Source organism: Actinocorallia aurea, from assembly GCF_054783995.1.
Genome location: NZ_BAAGPQ010000012.1, coordinates 292,918 through 310,864, shown reverse-complemented (window position 1 = coordinate 310,864; position 17,947 = coordinate 292,918). Strand labels below are relative to the sequence as shown.

The window sequence follows — 17,947 nt, the reverse complement described above, 5'->3', positions numbered from 1 at the left end:
CTTCCCGAGAACCCGACCAGAACCCGGGGGATCGTAGACCGCCGCCCCCGCCGACCGCCACCGTCCGTGGCGGCGACCCACCGCCGGCGCGGGCGCGTTCGGGTCACAGCCAGCGGAAGGCGGTGCGGTGGGCTCGGGCGAAGCGGCGTCCGGTGAAAAGGAGGACGGCGCGCATCATCAGGTGATTCCCGCCGAAGGCGAAGCGGAACTGGTCGTCGGGGACCTCGTGCGTCACCCAGGGGATGGTGAAGGAGAAGTCGGAGAGGTGGAACTCCGCCGACGCGGCGTCCTCGCTCGCCTGCCACGACGCGGCGGACAGGTACCGCTGGACCAGGGGCAGGGCGCCGGTCTCCTCGTGCGCGAGGTGTTCGGCGAGCAGGCCGCGGCAGCGGACGAGCGTCGCGGCGAGACGGGCGCGGGCGGCTTCCGAGGGCGTGGCGGCCATCTCCTGGAAGCCCGCCGCACAGGCCTCGACGAGCGGGTCGAGGAGCTCGTGCTGGGCGCTCATCGCCTCCAGGGTGGCGCGGGCCGCGGCGTCCCCGGCGGCGTCGGCGCGCTCCAGCACGCGTGGCCAGACCTGCTCGTCCTCGATCGTGTGGTGGTGGTGCAGGACCGTCGCGAAGCCCGTCCAGCGGCGGGCCAGCGCCGCCCAGGTCGCGGTCTCGGCCGGACCCGTGGTCGAGACGGCCAGGGCCAGGTCGCGCAGATCCCGGCGGAAGGCGTGGTGCATCGCGTACATGCCGCCGAGGCGATGCGGCCCTTCGGCGGTGTGCGTCTGGCCGAGCCTGGGCTGCGGCACGTCGGTGCGTCCCTCGACCGCGTCGGCGATCCGCTCCAGCGAACGCGCCATGTCCGGCGTCCGGTCCCGGTGCTTGGGGATCAGGAAGGCGACGAGCCGCGCCGGACGCGGCGGCAGCACGCGCAGCATCTCGTAGCAGTGGGTGAGCCTGGTGCCGCCTTCGACGGGTTCGAACCGGAAGGTCCAGAGCGTTGAGTCGTCGGCCTTGGCGTCCGGGATCGTGCGGAACGCGAACTCGCAGCCCGGCTCCGCGGTGACGATCTCGCACTGCCGCGCCCAGCGGAGGAGCCCCGAGCGGTTGGTCCCGAGGAAGCGGTCGCCGACCCGGGCCGCGCCGGTGGCCCCCTCGGCCCACGTGCAGCCGCGGGTCTCCGGGCTCCACTCGGGCGTCCGGGTGACGTCGGCGACCCAGTGGTAGAGCCGGTCGGCGTCCGCCGCGATCACCCGGGACACGCTCCCCCGGGTCCGCATCGGGGAGTCGGTGTCGTCCGCCGGGGCCGCGCGCCGCCCCGCCATCGTCGCGCTCATGCTGCTCCCTTGCTAAAGTAATGGAACCATCCCGAGTGGAATGGATACATGATGACTGTAGCTAAAAAGCCCGGCGCGTCAAGGACGTACCGGTCGCCGCTGCGCGCGGAACAGGCCAAGCGCACCCGCGCGGCGGTGATCGACGCGGCCTCCGCGTGCTTCGTGGACGCCGGTTACGCTGCGACGACGATGAAGGACATCGCCGCCCGCGCCGGGGTCTCGGTCGAGACCGTTTACGGCCAGGGAAGCAAGACGTCGCTCTTCCTCGCGGTCGTCGACCGCACCCTCGCGGGCGACGACGAGCCCGTGCCGGTGATCGAGCGGCCGGGCATGCGCGCCGTGCTGGAGGCGCCCGATCCCCGTCAGGCGCTGGAGCGGCTGCGCGAGTACGTCGAGGCGGGGCTGGCGGCGGCGCTGCCGGTCATGCACGCGTTCCAGCGGGCCGCCGGCGCCGACCCGGAGATCGCCGAGGCGCACACCGTCTACGAGGAGCGCCGCTTCTCCGACATGACCCGCATCGCCGAGGCGCTCGCCCCCGGGCTCCGCGCGGACGTCACCGTCGAGGACGCCGCCGACGTCCTCTTCGGGATGTTCAACTTCGCCTTCATCCAGCCGTTCATCGTCGACCGCGGCTGGAGCGACGCGAGATGGGCGGCCTGGATCGCCGAGACGCTGGACCGGCTCCTCCTGGCGCCCTGACGGCCGGGGACAGCCTGAACGGCCGGCACAGCTGAACACCGCCCCCTGGACAAGCCGTGGTGTTCGGCCTACGTTCCGGGGAGTCTGCGCCGAGGAGTGACATGTCCGGGTTTTCGGTAACGAAGGTTGTTCTTGCGCTGCACGGGGCGTCGCTCGGGGAGCGGCTGGATGCCGCCTCGTTCCGGGAGGCGCTGGCCGCCGTCGGGGCGACCGGTGTCCAGGTCAACCTCGACGACGCCGACGTGGCGCCCGCGCTGCGGTTCGGGCCCGGGGAGCCGATCACCGCGCTGGTCTCCGTCTGGACGGGCGGGGATCCCGCGGACGCCGTCGCCGTCGTCGCCAAGGCCGCCGACGAGCCTCAGCCGCACGCGTACCGCGTCACCGAGCGGGTCAGGCTCGACCCCGCGCCCGTGCCGGACGGCGTCCGCGCCGACGTGTGCGCCCAGATCGCCGTCCTGCGCAGGCCCGCGGCCATGACGCGCGAGGAGTACCTGGAGTACTGGATGGTGCACCACACGCCCATCGCGATCCGCACCCAGAACACCTCGGCCTACATACAGAACATCGTCGAGCAGGCGCTGACCCCGACGTCGCCGGAGATCTCCGCGATCGTCGAGGAGCACTTCCCCATGGCCGCGCTGACCGACCCGCACGCCTTCTACGGCAGCGGCGGCGACGCGGCCGAACTCCACCGCCGCACCGACGAACTCCTCACCAGCTCCGCCCGCTTCGGCGCCACCGACGGCCTCGACCTCGTCCCCACGAGCCGCTACGCCTGGTCCCTCGCGTAGCGTCAGCGGGGGGCCAGGGCGAGCAGGCTCAGGCCGAACATGAGGAGGCCCAGGGGGACGTGGACCGCGGGCACGTGGGCGATGCCGAGGGCCACCTGGACGGAGGCGAGGACCAGGAAGCCGGACGCCTGCCAGATGGGCCGGGCGGCGCCTCCGCCCGGCTTCCAGGCGAGGACCGCGGCGAGCAGGTGGAGCAGCGCCGCGCCGTACATGACGCGGGCTCCGGCGCTGTGGACCGCCTCGCCGTAACTCGTGGACAGCAGCAGGCCGGCGGAGACCCCTTGGACGAAGATGGTGAGCGTCTGCAGGGCGATCGCGATCCGCAGGAACGACGAGCCGCGCTGTGCCGGTGCGGGAGTGGTCATGACGAAGTCCCCTTTTCCGCCCGAAGGCAGTGAAATCGATAAGGTCTCACCCGACATGACGACGCGGGCGCGCAAGAGGTAAGGCGACGTAGGTGAGGACGGGCGGCGACGGGGTCGACGGGGAACGGCGGCACCTGATCAACGTCGCCTACCGGCTGCTCGGTTCGCCGGCCGAAGCCGAGGACGCCGTCCAGGAGGCCTACGCGCGCTGGTACGCGCTGCCTCGAAGCCGTCAGGACGAGATCGTCTCACCCGGCGCGTGGCTGACCACGGTGACCGGCCGCGTCTGCCTCGACGTGCTCGGCTCGGCGCGGGCCCGGCGCGAACGCTATGTGGGCGCCTGGCTGCCCGACCCGCTGCCCGAGGCGGAGCACGGCGCCGATCCCGCCGACCAGATCGTCCAGGACGAGTCCGTCGGCATGGCGTTCCTGATCGTCCTGGACTCGATGACGCCCGCCGAGCGGGTCGCGTTCGTCCTGCACGACGTGTTCCGGTACCCGTTCGCCGAGATCGCCGCGATCGCGGGCCGGACCCCCGCCGCCTGCAAGCAGCTCGCCGCGTCCGCCCGGCGCCGGGTGCGCCACGCGCGCGCCCCGGAGTCCGCGGCAGGGCGGGCCGACGCGGTGCGGCGCGTCAAGGAGGCGTGGGAGGCCAAGGACATCGCGGCCCTCGTCGGCGTCCTCGACCCGGCCGCCGTCCTCACCGCCGACGGGGGCGGCATGGTCGGCGCCGTCCTGCGGCCCGTCGAAGGCGGCGCCGCCATCGCCCGGTACATGGTCGCCATCGCCGACAAGGCGCCGGGGCTCGAACTCGTCGAGCGCCCCGTCAACGGTGCGCCCGGCCTCGTGGCCCGGCTCGGCGGCGCCGTCACGACGGTCGCGTCGTTCGCGGTCTCGGGCGGCCGGGTGACCCGGGTGTGGGCGGTCCGCAACCCTGCGAAACTGGGGCTTTGGACGCGGGAGCGACTCGGGGGGAACACGTGATCGATGTGATCGTCGCCGGCGGCGGGCCGGTGGGGCTGATGCTCGCCTGCGAACTGCGCCTGCACGACGTGCGGGTCGTCGTCCTGGAGCGGCTGACCGAGCCGACGGAGCAGTCGCGCGGGCAGGGCCTGCACGCGCGCAGCGTCGAAGTGATGGACCAGCGCGGGCTGCTGGAGCGGTTCCTCGCCGTCAGCCCGAAGTTCCAGGTCGGCGGCCTGTTCGGCGGCATCACCAAGCCCTGGCCGGACGGGCTCGACACCGCGCACCAGTACGGCGTCGCCGCGCCGCAGCCCGTCACCGAGCGGCTGCTGACCGAGCGCGCGCTGGAGCTCGGCGCCGACCTGCGGCGCGGATGCGAGGTGGCCGGGCTGGCGCAGGACGCCGAGGGGGTGGACGTCGAACTGGCCGACGGGACGCGGCTGCGCGCGCGGTACCTCGTCGGGTGCGACGGCGGGCGCAGCACCGTGCGCAAACTGCTCGGCGTCGGGTTCCCCGGCGAGCCCGCGACGGTCGAGACGCTGCTGGGCGAGATGGAGGCGGCCGAGGACCCTGAGGTGATCGCCGCCGTCGTCGAACGGGTCCGCAAGACACAGCTGCGGTTCGGGCTCGGGCTCGGCGCGAACGGCCTCTGGCGGGTGGTCGTGCCCGCCGACGGGGTCGCCGAGGACCGCACGGCGGAGCCGACCCTCGAGGACTTCCGGCGGCAGCTCCGAGCGTGGGCGGGCACGGACTTCGGCGTCCACTCGCCGCGCTGGCTCTCCCGTTTCGGCGACGCGACCCGCCAGGCGGAGCGCTACCGCGTCGGCCGGGTGCTGCTGGCCGGCGACGCCGCGCACGTCCACCCCCCGACCGGCGGGCAGGGCCTCAACCTCGGTGTCCAGGACGCCTTCAACCTCGGCTGGAAACTCGCCGCCGAAGTCGCCGGATGGGCCCCCGAAGGCCTCCTCGACACCTACCACACCGAACGCCACCCGGTCGGCGCGGCGGTCCTGGACACCACCCGCGCCGGCATCGCGTTGCTCGGCACCGACCCGGGCCCGACCGCGCTGCGGAACCTCTTCTCCCGCCTGATGGACCTCCCCGACGTCAACCGGCACGTCACGGCGATGATCACCGCGATCGACGTGCGCTACGACTTCGGCGAAGGCGACGACCTGCTGGGCCGCCGCCTGCGCGACCTCCCCCTGACGAGCGGCCGCCTCTACGAGCGGATGCACACCGGCCGGGGCATCCTCCTCGACACCACCGGCGCCCTCTCCGCCTCCGGCTGGTCCGACCGCGTCGACCACGTCACCGACCCCGCCCCCGAACTGCCCGTCCCCGCCGTCCTCCTCCGCCCCGACGGCCACATCGCCTGGACCGGCGACGCCCAACCCGGCCTCACCGCCCAGCTCACCCGCTGGTTCGGCGCCCCGACCCCCTGACCGCGCCGCAACCGCCGCCCGCCAGGCCGGGAGAGCCGGGCGGGCGCGTGGTCAGGCGGGACGGCGGCGGTGGGCGCGCTGGCGGCAGGTGGGGCCGCAGAAGCGGGGCGGGCGGCCGGTGGCGTGGAGCGTGAGGGGGGTGCGGCATTCTTCGCACTGCGGAGTGAGGGTGTCACGGAAGATGGGTTTCGTGACATGGGTGGGCGGGCGGAGGACGTCCAGAGTGAGGTGGACGAGGGTCAGGGCCGAGGTGCGGTCTCGGTGGGCGGTGAGGATGGCGGCGCAGCCGAGGGTGAGGGCGGTGACGTCCTCGGGGACGAGGTCGGGGCGGACGCCGCCCGCGCGCTGGGCGGCGTGGAGCAGCGCGGTGAGGACCTGCTGGAAGCGCAGTCTGGCGGCGGTGAGCAGTGGGCGCGGCCAGGACGCGTCGGCGGCCAGGACGTCGCAGATGTGGCGGCGGTGGTGCGACTTCTCGATGACGTCGAGCAGGAAGCCGAACAGGGCCTCGGTGGGGGCGCACCGGGCCGTCCAGCGCTCTCCCGCGGCGGCCAGGTCGTTCAGGTGCGCCGCGAACACCGCCTCCAGGAGCGCCTGCTTACTGGGGAAGTGCCGGTAGACGGTGCCCGCGCCGACCCCCGCGCGGCGCGCGATCTCGCCGAGCGGGACGTCGAGTCCCTCCTTGGCGAGCGCCTCCCCCGCGACGGCGAGCACCTTGGCCCGGTTGCGCCGGGCGTCGGCCCGGTCGCCTCCGCTGAGCTGTCCGGTCATGTCACGAAACTCCTTGAGCTGCGGCTCAACCGGGTTGAAGTATTCCAGATGTCCCCGGGTCAATCCATGGCATCCGGCCCCCGGGGAACCTGGAGGAAGACATGGCAGACGAAACCGTGGGAACCGTCGCGATCACCGGCGCCACCGGCAAGCAGGGCGGCGCGACCGCGCGGCGGCTGCTGGCCGAGGGGCGGCCGGTGCGGGCGCTGGTCCGCGACAAGGACGCGCCCGCCGCGGCGGCGCTCGCCGACGCGGGGGCCGAACTGGCCCTCGCCGACCTCGACGATCCGGCGAGCCTGGCGGCCGCGCTCGAAGGCGCCGCCGGCCTCTTCGCGGTGCCTCCCGCGGTCTTCGGGCCGGGCGGCACCGACCACGACCTGGAGTTCGCCCGCGGCCGGGCCCTGACCGACGCGGCGGTCGCCGCGCGCGTAGGCCGGGTGGTCTACACCGGCGTCGCCTTGACCACGGCCGCCCACCAGGCTCCGGGCAAGCGGCGCACCGAGCGGTACCTACGGGAGCGCGTTCCGCAGGCGACGATCCTGCGGCCCGTCCGGTTCGTCACGAACTACCTGGGCATGCCCGGGATCGGGATCGACGGGTTCATCGACGGCGTCAACCGGCACCTGTTCCCACCGGACGAGCCCGTCCAGCTCATCACCCTGGAGGACATCGCCGAGTTCGCCGCCCTCGCCTTCGCCCGGCCCGACCGCTTCGCGGGCCGGACCCTGGAGCTGGCCGGCGACGACCCGACCCCGGTCGAGGCCGTCGCCGCGATCAGCGCCGCCACCGGACTCCCCCTGCGCTACGAGCAGCTCGACCCCGAAGACGCCGCGGCGCTGAGCCCGGAGATCATCGAGACCCACCGGAGGTGGGCCGCCGGCCACCGCTGGCACGCCGACATCGAGGCCCTCCGCGTCATCCACCCCGGCCTGCGCACCCTGGCCGACTGGCTCGCCGAAGGCGGCGCCGCCGCCCTCCGCTCCCAGCTCCTCGGCCCCGGGCGGTAGCCCGGGGCGCGCTGGGCGGTCACTTGGCCTGGAGGGCGCCCAAGGGTTCGGGGGCGTCTTCCAGGGCGTGGGCGGCGCTCCGCCAGGCGGGGTCGCCGGGGTGCAGGGCGGTGCGCAGGAAGGCCGCGGTCAGGTGCTGGATCAGGGCGACGCGCCCGGGGTCCTCGTCGGTCGTCTCGGCGACCTCGCGGCCGGCGAGGCCGCCGAGCGTGTGCTCGCCGCCGAACACGGTGAGCAGGGTCTTCGCGCCGGGGCTGAGCGCGTAGGCGTCGGTGAACCAGTCGGGGCCGCGGGAGGACAGGTGGGACTGGTCGCGATCTCCGGCGACGACGAGGGCCGGCGCCTTCATCTCGGCGAAGGACGGCCGCATGAACGGCAGGTGCTCCGCCGCGAACGGCGTCAGGGTGTCGCCCAGGCCGGGCACCGCGAGCAGCACCCCGGCGGCGACGCGCGGGTCGGTGAGGTCCTCACCGGGGACGCCGTTCTCGTCCAGCACCCGCGCGCCGAGCAGGGTGCTCGCCGTCTGGGCGCCCCAGGAGTGCCCGGCCACCGCGACGCGTCCGTGGTCGACGCGTCCGCGCAGGCCGGGCACCGACGCTTCGAGGACGTCCAGCGCGTCGATGGCGCGGGTGAGGTCGTCGACGCGCAGGCGCCAGATCCGCGGGGTGCGGGGGTCGTCGGCCGGCACGGCGAGCGACCGGGAGTCCAGGTGGGTGGGCCGTACGACCACGAACCCTTGGGCCGCCCAGAAGTCGGCCAGCGGGGCGTAGCCGTCCATCGACCAGCCGAAGCCGTGCGAGAAGACGATGACGGGCAGGTCCGCACCGGCCACCGGGGCCGTCACGCTCACCCGGAGGTCGTCGCCGCGGCCCGGGGCGGGCAGGACGACGGGACGCACCGTCACGGTCGGGATGGGGAGATCGGACATGGGAGTGCCTTCCTTTCGAACCGGGTTCCGACTCCCGCGGCGCGACGAAGCGGAGCAGCCGACCGTGACCGGGAAAGCTCTGTTCATCAGGCATCGAACAGAAAGCGGAACCTTGTTCCGCTAATATATGGAACAAGGTTCCGCTTCGCAAATCCAGGTCTCGGGCTCAGCGTGTGAAGAGGCCGTCGTAGGAGGCCGAGTGGTGGCGCCCGGACATGAAGGAGAGGAACTCGCGGGTGAAGGCGGCGCGGGTCAGGGAGGCGGGGCCGGCCTGGGGGTCGTGGGAGAAGGTGGTGCGGAAGAGGGCGCGGTACTCGTCGGGGGTGATGGCCTGGTCGCCGTCGGCGTCGGCGGCGTCGAAGAGGACTTCGGCGACATGGATGAGGGCGCGGCCGGGGAGGGTGGTGGCGGTGGCGTACTCGTGGGCGTCGATGCGGCCGTCGCCGTCGGCGTCGAGTACGGTGCGGAGCTCGTTCCACCAGGCGGCGTAGGCGGCGAAGAGGCGGTCCTCGGCCGCGGCGTCGAGGTCGAGGCGGGAGGCGATCTCGCGGGCCATCGCGGCGAGGTCGGGCCAGTCGAGGCGGCCGTCGCCGGTCTGGTCGAGGACCTCGCTGAAGAAGCGGACCGCGGAGCGGCGGGCGGAGCCGTCGCCGGCGGGCTTCGCCGGGGCGACCAGGCGCAGGAGCGCGCCGGCCTTGGCGGCGTGGTCGCGCACCGCGTCGACGACGGGCGCGACGCGGCCGGAGTCCAGGTCGAGGACGCCCATGAGCACCTCGGCCCTCGTCCAGGACGACGGCAGCAGACGGGTCGCGAGCCCTGCCGTCAGGTAGGCGCCGTGCATGAGGGCGCCCGCCCCCGGGACCGCGGTGAGGTAGGCCTGGCGGCGGTACGACTCGGGCAGGGAGGCGACGGTGATCGCGGTGGCCAGCGGGCCGGCCAGCGCCCGGATCGCCGCCCAGGCCATCGGGTGGTCGCGCAGCAGCGGCGGCGGGGGCACCTCGGCGAACAGGCGGTACAGCACCGCGTGGACTGCCTCGGTGTTCTCCAGGCCCTCGGCGACCATCCGGTCGAAATACGGCCAGAACTCCCCGAGATCGGCGGGCAGGCCGGCGCCGTCGGCGTCGCCCATATGGCCGAGGAAGGCGCGGAACTCGGCGTACAACTGCTCCTGCTCGGCCTTGTCGAGGGGCTGCCCGCCGAGGCGGCACATGGCGACCGTGGACTCGAACAGCGAGGCGATCACCCAGGCGCGGGCGTCGGGATCCATCGCGTCGTAGGGGCGGCCCTGCGCGTCGGTGCCGGAGATGCGCGCGTGCAGCCGGTTCAGCCGGGCCGTCTCCTTGTCGCGCGCCGCCGCGTCGCCGCCGGTGATCCGCTGGGTGCTGACGACGGTGTTGCGCAGCCGCCGCCACGGATGCGCGACGAACGTCGAGTGCTCGACGAGGGCCGCGCCGATCTGCGGATGGGCCGCCTCCAGGATGCTGGCCCGGGTCGCGGCGAGGCCCCACCTGGCCTCGCCGCACAGCTTCTTGAGCAGGGAGTCCGCGTCGAGGGGTGCCGTCTCGGTCATGTCATGCCTTTCCCGTCGGGGCCGGTCGGCGGACGGCGCCGAAGCGTCGGTCGCGTCCGCGGTAGGAGTCGAGGCAGTCACGGAAGTGGGCGGCCCGGAAGTCGGGCCACAGGACCTGCGGGAACGTCCATTCGGCATAGGCGACCTGCCAGAGCATGAAGTTGGAGATGCGCTGCTCGCCCGACGTGCGGATCACCAGGTCGACGTCAGGGGTGTCGGGATAGGGCAGGTGGTCGGCGAAGCTCTCCTCGGTGACCTGCTCGGCGGGCATCCGGCTGCGGATGAGCGCCTGCGCGGCCCGGACGATGTCGCGCCGCCCGCCGTGGTCGAACGCGACGGTCAGCGTCATCCGGGTGTTGTCGCGGGTCAGCGTGGTGAGGTCGGCGATGTCCTGCGCCAGGTCGGGCGGGATCCTGACGTCGGAGCCGCCGAGGAAGCGGCAGCGGATGCCCCGCGCGTGCAGCGCCAGCGCGTGCTTGCGGATGCTCCGCCGGGCCAGCCCCATGAGGAAGTCGACCTCCCCGTCGGGCCGCCGCCAGTTCTCGGTCGAGAACGCGAACACGCTCAGCCACGGGATCCCCGCCCCGTGCGCCGCCTCCACGACCTCGACGATCGCCGTCTCCGCGGCCCGGTGCCCCTCCGTCCGGGGCAGCTCGCGCTGCCCCGCCCACCTCCCGTTCCCGTCCATCACGCAAGCCACATGCCGCGGCATCCCCGACACCCATTCCCCCTCCGTCCCCCGCGCGCCCCACCGGCACGCTCCGCACAACATAACTCACCCAAAGTGACAGTCCATAGCCCTGAGTAACCCATCACAGGCCAGACTTCCCTTACCGATCCGCCACTGACGCCCCACAAGCGCAGAGGGGCTCCTGACGCGGTTCGCGTCAGGAGCCCTCGCGGTGAACCGGGCGTGCGGTCAGGCGCCGGCGCCGACCACGCGGTAGTGGTAGTCGGCGTTGCCGAACAGGGCGTCCACGGCAAGGATGCGCTTGACGTAGTGGCCGATGGCCAGTTCGTCGGTCATGCCGATGCCGCCGTGGGTCTGGATGGCGGCTTCGCCGAGGGTGCGGCCCAGGCGGGCGACCTGTGCCTTGAGGATGGAGACCTCGCGGCGGGTGACGCGGCCCGACTCGGCCAGGGCGGCCGTGTACAGGAGGGTGGCGCGGGCCTTGGTGTGCGCGATCTTCATGTCGGCCAGGCGGTGGGCGACGGTCTGGAAGGTGCCGATCGGGACGCCGAACTGGCGGCGCGTCACGGCGTAGTCGGCCGTCTGGCGGAGCAGGACCGTCATGGCGCCGACCGCCTCGGCGGACAGGGCGATGACGGCGTCGGCGAGGGTCCGGTCGATCACGCCGTGCGCGTCGGTGCTCAGGCAGCCGTCCGCGGGCACCTCGACGCCGTCGAAGGCGAGGTGCGCGGCGCTGCGGCCATCAATGGTCTTGAAAGGGGTGATCCGGATGCCGGGGGCTCCGGGCTCGACGACCAGCAGGGCCAGGCCCTCGCTCCCGCCGGGCCCGCCCGCCACGCGCGCGGTCACGACGAGCACGTCGGCGTTCGCGCCGCCGAGCACGAGCCGCTTCTCGCCGTCGAGGCGGTACCCGCCGTCCGACGCGGTGGCACGCAGCGCCACGAGCGACGGGTCGGCCGTGCCCGCGCCCTCCTCGTGGGCGAACGCGGCGAGCGCCTCGCCTGCCATGATCCGGCCGAGCCACTGCTTGGCCTGCGGGTGGTCGCCCGCCTCGGCCAGCGCCCGCCCGGCCAGCAGCACCGAGGACACGTACGGCTCGACGACCAGGTACTCGCCGAACAGCTCGCCGACCGAGACGACGTCGACGATCGAGCCGCCGAGACCGTCGACGGCCTCGGGGAACGGGAGGGCGAGCAGTCCGAAGTCGGCGAACGCCTGCCAGGCCTCGTCAGAGTGGGGACGCTCGGAGGCCACGAGCGCCTGGCGCGCCTCGAAGGCGTAGTTCTTCGCGAGGTAACGGCCGACGCTCTCGCGCAGCATCGTCTGCTCGTCGGTGAAGGTGAAGTCCATCGTCGCTCTCCTGCGGTCAGCGGCTCATCATGAGGGCGCGCGCCATCAGGTCGCGCTGCACCTCGTTGGTGCCCGCGTAGATCGACGCGGCCCGGCTGTTGAGGTAATAGGGCATGGCGATCAGGTCGAAGCCGTCGCCGAGGGGCTCGACGCCGCTTCCGACGGTCAGCGCGTCGAGCTGGAGCGGGAGCCCTTCGAGTCCGGCGATCCTGGCCATCAGGGTGGTGAGGCGCTGGATCAGCTCGGTCGCTACGGTCTTGTTGAACGAGGAGAACGCCGGGTCGTCGGTGAGCGGGTGCCCGCTCACCGCGAGCTTCTCGACCGCCTCGACGGACGCGACCTCGGCCTCCAGCTCGCCGATCTCGCGCTGGAACGCGGCGTCGTCGGCGAGGGTGCCGCCGAACGGCGACGGACGGCTCGCCGCCGCGTCGCGGAGCCGGTGCAGGAACCGGTAGAGGTACGGCGTCTGGGAGGAGCCGCCGCGCTCGTACTTCAGCAGGTGCTTGGCGACGGTCCAGCCGTCGTTCTCCGCCCCGACGCGGCCCGACTGCGGGACGCGGACGTTGTCGAAGAACACCTCGCACTGCTCGGGGAAGCCGTCGAGGCCGACGATCGGGCGGATCTCCATGCCGGGGTAGTCGACCCGGTCGAGCAGCAGGAAGGTGATGCCCTGCTGCTTCTTGCCCTCGCTGCTGGTGCGCACCAGCATGAACATCCGATTCGCCTCGTGGGCCAGGGTCGTCCACGTCTTGCTGCCGTTGATGATGTAGTCGTCGCCGTCGGCCACGGCGGTGCAGTTCAGCGAGGCGAGGTCGGAGCCGGCCTCGGGCTCGGAATAGCCCTGCGTCCAGTAGTCCTCACCGGACAGCATCTTGGGCAGGTACTTGGCCTTCTGCTCCTCGGTGCCGAGGTCGATGACGAGCGGACCGATCATCTTGAGGCAGTTGGGCAGCAGCGGGGGCAGGCTCCGCTTGCTGTACTCCTCGGCGAAGACGAAGCGCTCCTCCTCCGACCAGCCGGTGCCGCCGTACTCGACCGGCCATTCCGGCGCGGCCCAGCCCTTGTCGTTGAGGATCTTCTGCCACGCGATGGTGGCGTGGAAGGGGGCGAACGCGCTGGTCGTCTTGCGCCCGGCCTCCCGGATCTCGTCCGTCGGCGCGGTGTCGAGGAACTCCGCGACCTCCCGCCGAAACGCCTCAAGCTCGGGCTTGGGCTCGATGTTCATCAGCGCACCACCTCTCCGACGGCCGTCGCCCCAACTTCTGGAAACAGCAATTTCATGATGAGTACCGTACGCCCCCAAGGTAAGGCATCGCTGACACGGGTCGCCTTCCCGAGTCCGGCTCAGGACCGGCGCGCGGGCGCGGCGGCCGGGCCCGCGCCGAAGGCGTCGGCGCACAGCTGCGCGAAGCGGCTCAGGACGGGGAGGTCCAGGGTCCAACCGAGGAGAGCCCAGCCGAGGTGGAGGTGGGCGGCGGCGTGGGCCCAAGCGGAGACGCCCTGGGCGCGGAGGCCGTCGGCGCGCTCGTAGGTCATGCGGACGACGCCTTCGGGGTGGTCCTCGGCGGCGCGGACTGCCAGCGCCACCGGGCCGCGTCGCAGGATCCAGGCGGCGACGGGCGAGCAGCGGCCGCAGTCCTCGGCGATCCAGACGACGGCGGGCGAGGTGCCCGGGAAGGGCCGCAGCCGGGGCAGCCAGGGGCGGACGGCGGCGCGGTAGGCGGTCCAGGCGTCGCCGTGCCTGCCGCGCAGCTGCGCGTCCTCGTGCCAGGCCGCGAGGCCCGCGCCGTAGGCGACGGCGACGGCCGCCGCGATGAGGAACCGGAGGTCCAGGAGGGCCAGGACGAGGTAGGCCGCGGCCATCGCGGTCTGCATCGGATTGCGGACATAGGCGTACGGGCCGGTCGTCACCAGCCGGATCGGCGGGTCGTAGGGCAGCGGGGTGCCCCCGCCCGTCCGAGCGAACTCCCAGACCGCGGCGGCGGCCAGCGCGCCGGGGACGACCAGAAGCTGGGCGGCCAGGCCGAGCGCCCAGCCGGGCCGCTCCGGCACCCGGCTCCACACCACCGGCGCGACCACCATGACGCCCGTCGCGAGCACGGCCTGCAGCGCGACCCGCGGCAGGAGACGGCGTCCGGTGACGGTCCAGCGGGCCAGGAGCAGCCCGGGAACCAGCGCCGCGGCGGCCGCGACCGCCTCCCCCGCCAGCCAGGCGTCCCCGAGCCGCACGACCGGCTCGCCGAGCGGCATCACCGCGAGGTCCAGCCAGAGCGCGAGCCCGACGACCAGCGGCAGCGGCAGCCGGCGCAGCGCCACCACCGCCAGGCCGCCCCACAGGGCGGCCCAGCCGAGCAGCAGGTCGAACGGCACGCCGAGGACGGTGCCGCCGTCCGCCTGGAACGACCACCAGCCGACCCTGATCGCCAGGACGTTCACGCAGGCCAGCGTCGCGGCGTTCCAGGTGACGGCGAGGATCAGCGCCGCGAGCTCCGCGCGCCCCGGCGGCCGGCGCCGGAGCACGGCCGCGAGCACGAGGACCGGGCCGAACAGCGCGACCCCGCGGACCAGTGCCGGATCCATCACGCCGCCGTGAACGTCTCGGCCAGGTAGGCGGCGGCCTCTCCCATGGCGTGGCGCTGGATCGGACCGAAGTACCAGGACGGGTCGAACGTCCGGTCGTAGCGCAGGGTCACGCTCAGCCGGGCGCCCTGCCAGCCGAACTCGGCCTCCTCGAACCTCAGCCACCGGGCGAGCGTGGTGTCCTCGGTGATCGCGAAGACGACCCTGCCGGGCTCGTGCCGGACGACCCTCAGCTCCATCGACCTGGGCTCGGGCCGCGCGCCGATGCCGAGGGACCTGCGCGGGGTGAAGGTGATGACGCGGGTCGCGCCCACGTCCAGGCCGGTACCGTCGGAGCGGACGGGCCTCGGGAACTTCAGCCGCAGGAACCGCGAGTCGAACGGCCCGAACACCGGCTCGGCGGCCAGGGCCCGTTCGACGTCGAACCCTGCGGACGCCGTCCGGGTGGCCGTCACCGCACTGCCGCGCGGCAGATCGGCGACGATGACGGAGACGCCCTGCGCGGCGAGCAGCAGCGGGAGGGCCAGCAGGGCGTTCATGCCGCGCCGCCGCACCCCCTGGTCGGCCGACCACCCTACGAGCGCGCCCACCCCGTAGAACAGCGGGGCCGCGACGACCAGGCAGATGACTCCCTCGCCGAGCAGCGGTCCGGCCAGGGCGAGCCCGACGGTGATGGTCGCCGTGATCGTCCCGATCGTGCTCTTCGGCCGCGCGGTCCAGACGACGGTGAGCGCGATCAGGGCCGGGATGCCGACGTAGAACAGCGCGGTCTGCTCCAGCCCGCCGGCGTGCAGGACCTTGTAGGCCAGGATCGCCGCGAACAGCGCGGCCACGACGGCGAACAGGGTGCGGCGCGCGGCGCGCTGCCGCTCGGGCTGGGGGGTGACCATGGAGGGCCTCTTTCATCAGTCGCTTCAACCGAGCGATTTAATCGAGTGATTAAACCGTATGATGAAGGAGGGGCAGGTTGTCAACACGTGGGAGCGGCGCAGACGATGAGCAAGCAGAACAGCGCGGAGACCAAGGAGCGGATCATCGAGGCGGCGGCGACCACGCTGCGCACCGAGGGCTACGCGGGCACGAGCGCGCGGACGATCGCGAAGGCGGCGGGCTGCAACTCGGCGCTGATCTTCTACCACTTCGGCGGGGTCGATCCCCTGCTCCTCGCGGCCCTCGACCGCTCGTCGCAGGAGCGCATGGCCGCCCACCGGGAGGCCGTCGCCGGCGCGCGGACCCTTGAGGAACTGGTCGAGGCGGCCACCGCCGTCTACCGGGCCGACATCGAGGGCGGCCACATCACCCTGTTCTCCGAGCTCGTCGGGGCCAGCATCGCCCGTCCCGAACTCCGCAAGGAGATCGTCGAGCGGGCCGAGCCCTGGATCGAGTTCGTCGAGACGACGCTCGACCGCGTCATCGGCGGCTCCCCACTGGCCAAGCTCATGCCGCCGCGCGACCTCGCCTACGCCGCGATCACCTTCTACCTGGGCGTCAACCTCTTCACCCACCTCGACGCCGACCGCACCCGCACCGAGGCCCTCTTCAACCTCGCCGCCCGCCTCGCCCCCCGAGCGAAACTCCTCACCGTGCGCCTCCCCCACCGCAAACCCAAGCCGACTCCCAAGCCCGCGGAGTAGCGCATCCGCCCCGCTCCACCGCCGGAGCGGGCCGCCCACTTTGAGAATCTCAGGGGAGATCCGGGGGTGATCCTGGACTGTCGTGGGCGGGGTCGGTGATCATGGGGCGGGACGCTGGAGAAGCCATTGACGCGTTTCCCGGGACTGGTCGTGATCTCTCGTTTCGATGCCGCTCTGCCGGTGACCGGCTTGGGCGTGGCCGGCGCCTACCGGGTGCTCGGCCTGCTGACGTTGGCCAACGTCATGAACTTCTACGACCGGACGGTGCCGGCGATCGTCATCGAGCCGATCAGGGCGGAGTTCGGGCTGACCGACGGTCACGTCGGGGTCGTCACCAGCGCGTTCACCGTGGTCTACGCGGTGGCCGGGATCGCGCTCGGGCGCGTCGCCGACCGGGGGTCGCGGCGCTGGGTCATGGCCGGCGGCCTTGTCGTGTGGAGCCTGTTCACCGCGCTCAGCGGGGGCGCGTGGAGCTTCGCGGCGCTGCTGCTGTTCCGCCTCGGCGTCGGGATCGGCGAGGCCTCCTACGCGCCCGCCGCGAACGCCACGCTCTTCGAGGTGTTCCCTCCCGCACGACGTGCCCGCGCCGTCGGCGTCTTCCAGCTCGGCATCCCGCTCGGGCTGCTGCTCGCCTTCCTCAGCGTCGGCCGGATCGTGGAGGCCACCGGCTCGTGGCGCGTCCCGTTCCTGCTGGCGGCCGTGCCGGGATTCGCGCTCGCCGCCCTCATGCTGACGCTTCCCGAGCCTAAGCGGGCCGTCAAGGAGGCCGCGCCGCCCCCGGAGCGGCCGATCCGCTCGATCCTCGCCATCCCGACCGTTCGCCGCCTCATCCTCGCCGGGATCGGCGTCCAGATCCCGGCGCACTCCGTCACCACGTTCCTCGTGCCGCTCCTGCAGCGCCACTACGGGCTCGGCATCGGGGCCGCCGCGCAGACCGCGGGGCTCGTCCTGGGCCTCACCGGCATCTGCGGCCTGCTCCTCGGCGGGGCCGCGGCCGACCGCGCGGGCGGGAACGCCCCGCGCGCCCGGATGACCGTCGGCGCGGTGGGGCTCGTCCTGGCCGCGCCGCTCACCCTCGGCGCGCTGCTCGTCGACCGGACTGCCGTCGCCTCCTTCGTCGGGCTGCTGGGCGCGGGATGGCTCCTGCACTACTTCTTCATCACCTCCGCGCTGCCCGCCCTCGCCGACGTCGTCGAACCCCGCCTGCGCGCCACCGCCGTCGGCGTCTACTACGCGGCGTTCTACCTGCTCGGCGGCGCGTTCGGCCCCCTCGTCACCGGCGCGCTCTCCGACCGGTTCGCTGCCTCGTCCCCCAGCCCGACGCCCGAGGCCGACGGCCTGCACCAAGCGCTCCTCGTCGTGGCGCCGCTCTTCTTCCTCCTCGGCGGGCTCGCCTTCCTGGCGGCCGGGCGCACCATCGGCGCCGACCACGAGCGCATGCTCCGCCGCCTCGATCCCGCCCCTGCCGAAGGGGCGGAGCCCCCGCGATCCGACGTCGCCGCCTCACCCGACCACCGATAGTCCTTCGCCTTCGATCACCGTGCTGTCAGCCTGCCGAGCCACGACAGGAGCGTCGCCCGCGCGAGGGACTCCGCGAGGCCGCGGTCGCCCGGGGCACCGACCTCGGGGCCGAACGCGGACCAGGGCCCCTGCGCGCCGCCCCGCGCCTTCCCGCAGAAGGAGCCAAGGTGCCTTACCTCGACTACTTCGACGGTCTCGACGTCCGGAAGGAGGGCCCGACCGCGTCATAGGCGGACACGGGCGACGTGGCGGAACCGCGGGTCAGGTAGAGCGGCGCCCGGCAGCGTCGCAGGAGGGCACGGGGCACGT

17 protein-coding genes are annotated in these 17,947 nt (G+C 73.4%); 7 read left to right on the top strand and 10 right to left on the bottom strand.

Annotated features, from left to right (window positions below):
* Positions 1-103: 103 nt before the first annotated feature.
* Positions 104-1,327, bottom strand: a complete 1,224-nt coding sequence (locus ACYVOM_RS13960) for a hemerythrin domain-containing protein (RefSeq protein WP_460303753.1) — start codon at positions 1,325-1,327, stop codon at positions 104-106.
* 51 nt (positions 1,328-1,378) lie between these two features.
* On the opposite strand from ACYVOM_RS13960, the gene ACYVOM_RS13955 reads away from it, so the two are divergent.
* Positions 1,379-2,026: a TetR/AcrR family transcriptional regulator gene (locus tag ACYVOM_RS13955; protein WP_460303752.1), complete on the top strand. Its 648-nt coding sequence runs from the start codon at positions 1,379-1,381 to the stop codon at positions 2,024-2,026.
* Between the two features lie 101 nt (positions 2,027-2,127).
* Complete coding sequence (locus ACYVOM_RS13950; RefSeq protein WP_460303751.1) at positions 2,128-2,817, top strand: hypothetical protein; 690 nt, start codon at positions 2,128-2,130, stop codon at positions 2,815-2,817.
* A 2-nt stretch (positions 2,818-2,819) separates the two neighbouring features.
* Here the strand turns inward: ACYVOM_RS13950 and ACYVOM_RS13945 are convergent, their stop codons facing one another.
* Positions 2,820-3,182, bottom strand: a complete 363-nt coding sequence (locus ACYVOM_RS13945; RefSeq protein ID WP_460303750.1) for a hypothetical protein — start codon at positions 3,180-3,182, stop codon at positions 2,820-2,822.
* A 92-nt stretch (positions 3,183-3,274) separates the two neighbouring features.
* Between ACYVOM_RS13945 and sigJ the strand changes: the two genes are divergently transcribed.
* On the top strand, positions 3,275-4,165 hold the full coding sequence (sigJ, locus tag ACYVOM_RS13940) for an RNA polymerase sigma factor SigJ (protein ID WP_460303749.1): 891 nt from the start codon (positions 3,275-3,277) through the stop codon (positions 4,163-4,165).
* Positions 4,162-5,589 carry a rifampin monooxygenase gene (rox, locus tag ACYVOM_RS13935; RefSeq protein WP_460303748.1) on the top strand — a complete coding sequence of 476 codons (1,428 nt, stop codon included), beginning with the start codon at positions 4,162-4,164 and terminating at the stop codon, positions 5,587-5,589. The genes sigJ and rox overlap by 4 nt, the downstream gene beginning before the upstream one ends.
* 51 nt (positions 5,590-5,640) lie before the next feature.
* Here rox and ACYVOM_RS13930 read toward each other — a convergent pair whose 3' ends face one another.
* Positions 5,641-6,357: a TetR/AcrR family transcriptional regulator gene (locus tag ACYVOM_RS13930; RefSeq protein WP_460303747.1), complete on the bottom strand. Its 717-nt coding sequence runs from the start codon at positions 6,355-6,357 to the stop codon at positions 5,641-5,643.
* Positions 6,358-6,458: 101 nt separating this feature from the next.
* Here ACYVOM_RS13930 and ACYVOM_RS13925 point away from each other — a divergent pair, with 101 nt between their 5' ends.
* Complete coding sequence (locus ACYVOM_RS13925; RefSeq protein ID WP_460303746.1) at positions 6,459-7,364, top strand: NmrA family NAD(P)-binding protein; 906 nt, start codon at positions 6,459-6,461, stop codon at positions 7,362-7,364.
* A gap of 19 nt (positions 7,365-7,383) precedes the next feature.
* Here ACYVOM_RS13925 and ACYVOM_RS13920 read toward each other — a convergent pair whose 3' ends face one another.
* The 7 genes from ACYVOM_RS13920 to ACYVOM_RS13890 form a co-directional block, all read right to left on the bottom strand.
* On the bottom strand, positions 7,384-8,292 hold the full coding sequence (locus tag ACYVOM_RS13920) for an alpha/beta hydrolase family protein (RefSeq protein WP_460303745.1): 909 nt from the start codon (positions 8,290-8,292) through the stop codon (positions 7,384-7,386).
* Positions 8,293-8,458: 166 nt separating this feature from the next.
* Entirely contained in the window at positions 8,459-9,862 is a 1,404-nt protein-coding gene (locus ACYVOM_RS13915) for an oxygenase MpaB family protein (protein ID WP_460303744.1), read from the bottom strand.
* Position 9,863: 1 nt separating this feature from the next.
* Positions 9,864-10,574, bottom strand: coding sequence for a polyprenyl diphosphate synthase (gene uppS / locus ACYVOM_RS13910; protein ID WP_460303743.1), 711 nt, complete (start codon positions 10,572-10,574; stop codon positions 9,864-9,866).
* Between the two features lie 207 nt (positions 10,575-10,781).
* On the bottom strand, positions 10,782-11,903 hold the full coding sequence (locus tag ACYVOM_RS13905; RefSeq protein ID WP_460303742.1) for an acyl-CoA dehydrogenase family protein: 1,122 nt from the start codon (positions 11,901-11,903) through the stop codon (positions 10,782-10,784).
* Between the two features lie 16 nt (positions 11,904-11,919).
* Positions 11,920-13,128: an acyl-CoA dehydrogenase family protein gene (locus tag ACYVOM_RS13900; protein WP_460303741.1), complete on the bottom strand. Its 1,209-nt coding sequence runs from the start codon at positions 13,126-13,128 to the stop codon at positions 11,920-11,922.
* A gap of 119 nt (positions 13,129-13,247) precedes the next feature.
* Complete coding sequence (locus tag ACYVOM_RS13895) at positions 13,248-14,483, bottom strand: methyltransferase family protein (protein WP_460303740.1); 1,236 nt, start codon at positions 14,481-14,483, stop codon at positions 13,248-13,250.
* Positions 14,483-15,373 carry a hypothetical protein gene (locus tag ACYVOM_RS13890; RefSeq protein ID WP_460303739.1) on the bottom strand — a complete coding sequence of 297 codons (891 nt, stop codon included), beginning with the start codon at positions 15,371-15,373 and terminating at the stop codon, positions 14,483-14,485. The genes ACYVOM_RS13895 and ACYVOM_RS13890 overlap by 1 nt, the downstream gene beginning before the upstream one ends.
* A 105-nt stretch (positions 15,374-15,478) precedes the next feature.
* On the opposite strand from ACYVOM_RS13890, the gene ACYVOM_RS13885 reads away from it, so the two are divergent.
* Complete coding sequence (locus ACYVOM_RS13885; RefSeq protein WP_460303738.1) at positions 15,479-16,117, top strand: TetR/AcrR family transcriptional regulator; 639 nt, start codon at positions 15,479-15,481, stop codon at positions 16,115-16,117.
* Positions 16,118-16,297: 180 nt separating this feature from the next.
* On the top strand, positions 16,298-17,638 hold the full coding sequence (locus ACYVOM_RS13880; RefSeq protein WP_460303737.1) for a spinster family MFS transporter: 1,341 nt from the start codon (positions 16,298-16,300) through the stop codon (positions 17,636-17,638).
* Positions 17,639-17,947 lie beyond the last annotated feature (309 nt).

Excerpts from the sequence above, each read along its gene's own strand:
- ACYVOM_RS13885 (WP_460303738.1), top strand. The coding sequence starts at position 15,479 with ATGAGCAAGCAGAACAGCGCGGAGACCAAGGAGCGGATCATCGAGGCG.
- ACYVOM_RS13955 (WP_460303752.1), top strand. The coding sequence starts at position 1,379 with ATGACTGTAGCTAAAAAGCCCGGCGCGTCAAGGACGTACCGGTCGCCG.
- ACYVOM_RS13925 (WP_460303746.1), top strand. The coding sequence starts at position 6,459 with ATGGCAGACGAAACCGTGGGAACCGTCGCGATCACCGGCGCCACCGGC.
- ACYVOM_RS13960 (WP_460303753.1), bottom strand. The coding sequence starts at position 1,327 with ATGAGCGCGACGATGGCGGGGCGGCGCGCGGCCCCGGCGGACGACACC.
- ACYVOM_RS13905 (WP_460303742.1), bottom strand. The coding sequence starts at position 11,903 with ATGGACTTCACCTTCACCGACGAGCAGACGATGCTGCGCGAGAGCGTC.
- ACYVOM_RS13900 (WP_460303741.1), bottom strand. The coding sequence starts at position 13,128 with ATGAACATCGAGCCCAAGCCCGAGCTTGAGGCGTTTCGGCGGGAGGTC.
- ACYVOM_RS13895 (WP_460303740.1), bottom strand. The coding sequence starts at position 14,483 with ATGGATCCGGCACTGGTCCGCGGGGTCGCGCTGTTCGGCCCGGTCCTC.
- ACYVOM_RS13945 (WP_460303750.1), bottom strand. The coding sequence starts at position 3,182 with ATGACCACTCCCGCACCGGCACAGCGCGGCTCGTCGTTCCTGCGGATC.
- ACYVOM_RS13950 (WP_460303751.1), top strand. The coding sequence starts at position 2,128 with ATGTCCGGGTTTTCGGTAACGAAGGTTGTTCTTGCGCTGCACGGGGCG.
- ACYVOM_RS13930 (WP_460303747.1), bottom strand. The coding sequence starts at position 6,357 with ATGACCGGACAGCTCAGCGGAGGCGACCGGGCCGACGCCCGGCGCAAC.
- ACYVOM_RS13890 (WP_460303739.1), bottom strand. The coding sequence starts at position 15,373 with ATGGTCACCCCCCAGCCCGAGCGGCAGCGCGCCGCGCGCCGCACCCTG.
- uppS (WP_460303743.1), bottom strand. The coding sequence starts at position 10,574 with ATGCCGCGGCATGTGGCTTGCGTGATGGACGGGAACGGGAGGTGGGCG.
- ACYVOM_RS13915 (WP_460303744.1), bottom strand. The coding sequence starts at position 9,862 with ATGACCGAGACGGCACCCCTCGACGCGGACTCCCTGCTCAAGAAGCTG.
- ACYVOM_RS13920 (WP_460303745.1), bottom strand. The coding sequence starts at position 8,292 with ATGTCCGATCTCCCCATCCCGACCGTGACGGTGCGTCCCGTCGTCCTG.